Source organism: Lacicoccus qingdaonensis (assembly GCF_900101075.1).
Classification (GTDB): Bacteria; Bacillota; Bacilli; order Staphylococcales; family Salinicoccaceae; genus Lacicoccus; species Lacicoccus qingdaonensis.
The window spans coordinates 693-6,776 of the sequence record NZ_FNFY01000048.1 but is presented as its reverse complement, the minus strand read 5'-3'; the positions used below and the strand labels follow the sequence as shown (position 1 = coordinate 6,776).

The following is a 6,084-nucleotide window of genomic DNA, read 5'->3' as shown; positions in this document are numbered from 1 at the left end:
CCTTCAACGAAGGTAGCAATGGCTAAAGTAATTAAAGCTTTTAAACTTAAACCTGACTGTCATTGTACATCGAAATATCTGAATAACCTCATTGAGCAAGATCACCGTCATATTAAAGTAAGAAAGACAAGGTATCAAAGTATCAATACAGCAAAGAATACTTTAAAAGGTATTGAATGTATTTACGCTCTATATAAAAAGAACCGCAGGTCTCTTCAGATCTACGGATTTTCGCCATGCCACGAAATTAGCATAATGCTAGCAAGTTAAGCGAACACTGACATGATAAATTAGTGGTTAGCTATATTTTTTTACTTTGCAACAGAACCGTCAGCTTCAATCAATCGATTTGAGCATGCCATCAAGGATACGCAAATCAGTATGGACAACAACACCGATGCTTATAATCAGTTTATAGAAGATAACCAACGCTTTAGAAATTTTATGATTGACTTGCTCACAAAGGAAGAACTTTCGATAGATGAAGATGACAATAATATGGATTGAAGGAGACGTAGACTATTATGATTTCTAAGCGATATGACTTCGATGAGGATACAGTTTCGAAGATTAAAACAATCAAACAAGCGAAAGATATTAAAACAGAAAAAGAGGTGTTGATCCGGGCATTGGATCATTATCTGCTTTCAGAAATGATTGAGCATGAATCGATTGAGTTTAAAACTTTACAAAAAATGAATGAGATTCAAGATGATATCCAACGGTTGAACAGCAAAATGAATCACGTCGATTTAGGGGTCAGTATCAACAACTTATTTCTGGCTTCTGATTTTGAAATCAAAAAACATCCAAAAGCAATCATTAATCGGGATACTTTAGACGGATATTATTTTTCTTCGGCTAAAAAAGAAATTCAAAAAATGATTAGAGAAAAAGATAATGAGAATCGGATGACACAAGCAAAAAATGACTACAGAAAATCTGCAGATTCAGAAATAAGCAATCAAGCAAAGAAAGATATTGACGATGATTGGTTGAACGTTTAACAGGGTGCGGTTGATTCACACCAAAAGTAAATTGGGATAAATACTATTCACATTCGGAAAATTATGACATTTTTCTATTGGTTATTGATTTCGATTTTATTTTTGTGTAACTTGAAAACAAAGGGGAGATTTATATGCTTGGAATTTTTAAATTATTAATGACAATAACAATTTTTACAGTAATGTTGTTGTTCGTTAATAAGTCTGCTTTGTTTGCTAATAGTAACTATAATCAAAAGAATTCAACGGCGAGTATTTTTTTAAAGCAATTGATTGGTTTAGAAATAATAATACTTGTCATTTTAATTATTTTAATATTATGGGGGATGTAAAATAATGCAGAAATTTATTGTATCTATGCTCACATTTGTAATGATATTTTCAACTCTTGGAGCGACGGCTGCTCAAGCAGAAACTAACAAAAATATTAGTTTAGAACAAGAAGTGGAAATGACGCTAGAATATTATTATGAAGAAATTGGTGAACTTACTTCTAGTGGTTATGTTGTTCATGATCATGAAGCTTTTGATGAGAAAGTCAACGAAGGTGATGAGGTAGCTCTTGCTTTAAAAGACATTCTTGAGAAACAAAATGAAAATATTAGTTCTGAAGGAATGAGCACTATGGGAGCAGGTAGTTTTGCTTCATGTGTAGTTGATGAATTTGCAGGTGATTTTTCTCAAGATGTCAGGTTAATTCTTAATGGTGTACTTGTTTCATATATCGTTAATCATCAATGGAATTTAGCGGCTCAATCTATAGTCGGTCTTTTAAAAAGACAAGGGATGAAGGCTAACGTTGTAACTACTGCTGCACAATTAGCTTATTATGGATTTGTTTGCAGAAATGCTTGGTAATTAATATAACAATTACTCCTCTTTTGAGAACCTTTTATATTAAAGTAAGAGGTTCTTTTTTGGTTTTAAAAACAAGTTTCTACTTCTCTTCGTACTGTCCGTCATATTGATCAAGATAAAGAATTTTTGATGCAAAATGATGCTAGACAGGTCGATTTTAAGACAAGTTAGAAGTATGAGCATGGATAAAGGGACATAACTTGTCTTAAAATGGCTTTGTTTTTCATGCTAGATGCAAAGAAGTGGACTAAATGACCACTAAAAAATTTTTGAATACATGGATTTTATATCGTGAAGACTAATCTAAATTATTCTTAATCCTGTATATCGTTTGCCGTGTAATCCCAACCTCTTTCGCAATTTGAGAGATGGGGGTGCCGTCATTCAATTGAGCCACCACGCGATGATACACAAGCCTTTTTTGAGGGTCTTTGGCTCTCGGCGAATAAAGGACTGGCCGGCCTTTATAAACACCTTTCGTTTTTGCGATCGCAATGCCCTGGGCTTGCCTTCTTTTCGATTCACTGCGTTCTTGTTCAGCAATCATGGCCAGTATCTGTATAATTAAATCTTTGATGAACTTATCCAATAAAGGATTGCCGACAGCTTCACTCATTATGGGCAAACTCGTAATGATTAATTGGACATCCTTCTGTTTTAAGAAATTGACTGTTTCTATCACTTCATCATAATTTCTACCTAAACGATCAATGGATTCTACAATGAATTGATCGCCTTCTCTTACAAAATTCAAGGCTTCTTTAAAGACAGATCGGTCATTAATAGATGCGCCGGATTTCTTCTCAGTAAATATTTTCTCCGCACCAAACTCTTTCAAGTTCTCTAGTTGTCTTTCTAAATTTTGTTCGAGCGTAGAAACTCTAGCATATGCAATTTTCATATAAATTGATTATTTCGCGGGTTGAAGTCCGTCGATACGCGATTGGAGTCCACCGGTTCACGGCATCGGGTCCACTTCATTATTTTAACGATTCGCAGTTGAGGTCCACCTGTTCACATAAAGAGTCCACTTCGGCGTTCTTTTCGGTATATTTAATTTGAAAGCTAATGCTTTCAAATTAAATGAAAAGGAGGCCTATTTTTTTATGGCCAGAAAAATTCCAGCAAAGTTAATCCTGGAGTATCGTGCGATGGGATTATCCAGAAACCTCATCGCTAAAACGAAGAAGGTGGGACGGGACTCTGTGAGTGATGTCTTCAAGCGTGCAGATGACTTGGATCTCACCTACAAGGATGTAGAGGATTTATCAGAAACGGCAGTGTATCAAAAGCTCTTCCCAGAACGCTATCAATCAGAAACGCTCTACGACGTCCCGGAATATGCATATATCCACAAAGAACTGAAACGTGTCGGTGTGACTCTGAAACTGCTTTGGAATGAATACAAAGAAAAATGTCAGGCGGCCGGCACCATCGCCATGGGATATACGAAATTTTGTCAAGGCTATCAAGACCATATCTTAAATTATAAACTCACCAATCACCTGATACACAAACCAGGTGTCACCACTGAGGTCGACTGGAGTGGGACCACGATGGAAGTGATTGACCGGGCGAGTGGTGAAATTCTAACCGCGTATCTGTTCGTCGGTACACTGCCTTACAGCCAATATGTCGAAGCGACTTTCAATCAAAAGAGTGAGACATGGTTACAGTGCCATGTGAATATGTATCGATATTTCAGCGGCTCCACTGTCCGGCTGGTGTGTGACAATTTAAAAACCGGTGTAATCCATCACCCCAAAGAAGGCGATATCATCCTCAACACACAGTATGAGGCACTGGGTGAACATTATCTGACCGCGATCATGCCAGCACCCGTCAGACAACCCAAGAAGAAAGCATCTGTGGAAAGCAGTGTCGGTAAAATCGCGATGGCCGTCGTCGCCCCGTTTAGAAACGATACGTTCTTTTCATTGGAGGAATTATCAGGTGCCATTAATGAGCGCTTGGCAGAATTCAATGCGCGCCCATTTCAAAAACGGACCGGCAGCCGGCATGACATATTCAAACAGGAAGAAGCCCCGACCTTAAGATCTTTACCTGAATTTCCGTATGAAGTCTCTGAATGGGTCTACGGAAGAAAAGTCAATCTGGACTGCCACATCCAATATAAGAATAACTACTATTCATGCCCATATCAATATGTACGCAAATCAGTGAATCTGAAACTCACCAAACAACGCCTGGATATCTATCATCAGGATGAACGGATTGCGAGCCACCGCCGGTTCGGTTTGTATCAGAAATATCAATGGGCTACCCTGCCGGAGCACTTACCAGATCAGTTCAATCAACCGGAGTGGGATGATATCCGGATGAAGGAGTGGGCCGGGTCCATCGGTCCCTGCACCCTTTCTGTTGTGAATCGTATCTTTGACAGTGTGAAGGTTAAAGAACAAGCGTATCGCTCCATACTCTCCGTCCTCAATCTTTCAAAGAAATATTCGAATACCGACTTGGAGGCGGCGTGCTTATTGGCGCTGACAAAGGTGACGGCACCCAGATATAAGCAGCTGAAGACCATATTGGCATCCGGCACACTGAATCAGAATCACAGCACAAAAGTGAAGACACAATCAGATCAACAAGGTTATATCCGAGGCGCGGAATATTATGGAGGAGATGAATGATGTTGAATAACGAGACAAGAAGGAAACTGAGAGAATTGAATCTGGAAGAAATGATCCAACTCATCGATCAACAACAGAAGCACGCCCATACAGTCACTCAAACATTTGAAGAACGCTTCGAGGCGATTGTGGATCATGTATATCAGGAGAAATACAATCAGAAGGTCCACGGACTCATACGCAGAGCGAAGTTCCGCATTCCCAACGCGGATGTGACGGGCATGTACTATGAACAGAGAAAGATTAACCGTAATCAATTCCAGGAATTGAGCACCTGCCGATTCATCGAGAATAATATGAATGTGATATTCGCCGGATTCACCGGCTCGGGCAAAACATATTGTGCCTGTGCACTCGGAAAGGAAGCCTGTAAGTTGGGCATCCGCACCAGATACATCCGTTTGCCGGATTTGTTGGTGGAGCGTGATGAAGCCTCTTTAGTCACAAAAGGTGTGACAAAATTAATCAATAAGTATGCCAATTATGATTTACTCATCCTGGACGAGTGGCTGCTGGACAGTTTAAGTGAAGAGGAAATCCATTTTATATTTGAACTCGTTGAACGCCGCTATGACACCAGTTCAACCATTTACTGTACACAATTTATGAAAAAAGACTGGCATCAACGACTCGGTGGCGGTGTGCACGCTGATGCGATGATGGACCGTATTGTTCACAACGCCGTCTGGTATGATACCGGAGATAAGAACATCCGGGAATATGAGGCAAAAATCAGGTAAACCCCAGGCCACTAAGGTGGCCTGTTTTCAAAGTGGACTCGAATTGAATACTACTGGGCTTCAATTGAATATCAATGGACCACTTCTCATGAATAGGTGGGCTTTATCACGCGAAATAATCAATAAATCATCTTTTCTAAAAATATTTAAAATACACCCTAATCATACGGCGTAAATGCAGTAAAATCAATCTGCTCATTATGTATGATTAGGGCCTACCAATAATAAACATAATAGTATCGGATAATTTTTTTACTTTTGAAACTGACGCATATCTCTAGAAGAATTACTTTGAATACAGGTAATTATGAGTACTATGAATAGACATTCTAAGTTAAGGGAAAAGAAACTCCTCTACCCAATTAATTCTCATTAAATAATAGTAACTAATTTATGATGAAGACTATTTGAAAATTAAAGCAATAGATATGGCTTTTGATTCATATATCAATCTAAATCAAAAACTACACCTGCAATGGTTATATCTTTAACCATTGCAGGTGTAGTTCATTTCGTAAAGACTCATCTTTAATTTTTCATTATAATCTCTTTTTTAGTGATTTTCAATTATTGCTTTCTTCTTCTTGCTGCAAATGATAGAGCAATGATTCCAAGTCCAAGGATAAACAGGGTGATAATTATAATATTTTGTCGTTCATACGCTTCCCCTGTATATGGAAGAGTACCTTCTTTCTTAGTTTCATCAGTGGATTCCTCTGGTAGAAGCTCCGGTGTAGATTCTTCTGTTGGTTCTTCAGGCTGAGGCTCCGGTGTAGACTCTTCCGTCGGTTCTTCAGGCTGAGGCTCCGGTGTAGACTCTTCCGT

General features: G+C 38.7%; 8 protein-coding genes. 6 read left to right on the top strand and 2 right to left on the bottom strand.

Translation table 11 applies throughout. The annotated features are described in order from the left end of the window. From BLR15_RS13480 to BLR15_RS13465, 4 genes are all read left to right on the top strand, one after another. The coding region (locus BLR15_RS13480) for a DDE-type integrase/transposase/recombinase (RefSeq protein ID WP_000299166.1) at positions 1–270 on the top strand (270 nt) is incomplete at its 5' end. A gap of 254 nt (positions 271–524) precedes the next feature. Further along, positions 525–1,007, top strand: coding sequence for a hypothetical protein (locus BLR15_RS13475; protein WP_052255268.1), 483 nt, complete (start codon positions 525–527; stop codon positions 1,005–1,007). 134 nt (positions 1,008–1,141) lie between these two features. Next, entirely contained in the window at positions 1,142–1,339 is a 198-nt protein-coding gene (locus BLR15_RS13470) for a hypothetical protein (RefSeq protein ID WP_052255267.1), read from the top strand. A 4-nt stretch (positions 1,340–1,343) separates the two neighbouring features. Continuing rightward, positions 1,344–1,865 (top strand): hypothetical protein, encoded by a 522-nt coding sequence (locus BLR15_RS13465; protein ID WP_052255266.1) that lies wholly within the window; start codon positions 1,344–1,346, stop codon positions 1,863–1,865. Positions 1,866–2,163: 298 nt separating this feature from the next. Here BLR15_RS13465 and BLR15_RS13460 read toward each other — a convergent pair whose 3' ends face one another. Beyond that, the gene (locus tag BLR15_RS13460) at positions 2,164–2,766 is read right to left on the bottom strand and encodes a recombinase family protein (RefSeq protein WP_052255265.1); all 603 of its coding nucleotides are present in this window, start codon (positions 2,764–2,766) and stop codon (positions 2,164–2,166) included. 205 nt (positions 2,767–2,971) lie between these two features. Here BLR15_RS13460 and istA point away from each other — a divergent pair, with 205 nt between their 5' ends. Both istA and BLR15_RS13450 read left to right on the top strand, forming a co-directional pair. Beyond that, positions 2,972–4,519 carry an IS21 family transposase gene (gene istA / locus BLR15_RS13455; protein WP_092988317.1) on the top strand — a complete coding sequence of 516 codons (1,548 nt, stop codon included), beginning with the start codon at positions 2,972–2,974 and terminating at the stop codon, positions 4,517–4,519. Beyond that, a complete protein-coding gene (locus BLR15_RS13450) occupies positions 4,516–5,259 on the top strand; it encodes an ATP-binding protein (RefSeq protein ID WP_218118676.1) in 744 nt (247 codons plus the stop codon). The genes istA and BLR15_RS13450 overlap by 4 nt, the downstream gene beginning before the upstream one ends. A 567-nt stretch (positions 5,260–5,826) precedes the next feature. Here BLR15_RS13450 and BLR15_RS13445 read toward each other — a convergent pair. Beyond that, on the bottom strand, positions 5,827–6,084 hold a 258-nt coding region (locus BLR15_RS13445), incomplete at its 5' end, for an LPXTG cell wall anchor domain-containing protein (protein WP_143004010.1).

Bases quoted from the DNA above. Each gene is read 5' to 3' on its own strand.
- istA (WP_092988317.1), top strand. From the start codon at position 2,972: ATGGCCAGAAAAATTCCAGCAAAGTTAATCCTGGAGTATCGTGCGATG.
- BLR15_RS13470 (WP_052255267.1), top strand. From the start codon at position 1,142: ATGCTTGGAATTTTTAAATTATTAATGACAATAACAATTTTTACAGTA.
- BLR15_RS13460 (WP_052255265.1), bottom strand. From the start codon at position 2,766: ATGAAAATTGCATATGCTAGAGTTTCTACGCTCGAACAAAATTTAGAA.
- BLR15_RS13450 (WP_218118676.1), top strand. From the start codon at position 4,516: ATGATGTTGAATAACGAGACAAGAAGGAAACTGAGAGAATTGAATCTG.
- BLR15_RS13465 (WP_052255266.1), top strand. From the start codon at position 1,344: ATGCAGAAATTTATTGTATCTATGCTCACATTTGTAATGATATTTTCA.
- BLR15_RS13475 (WP_052255268.1), top strand. From the start codon at position 525: ATGATTTCTAAGCGATATGACTTCGATGAGGATACAGTTTCGAAGATT.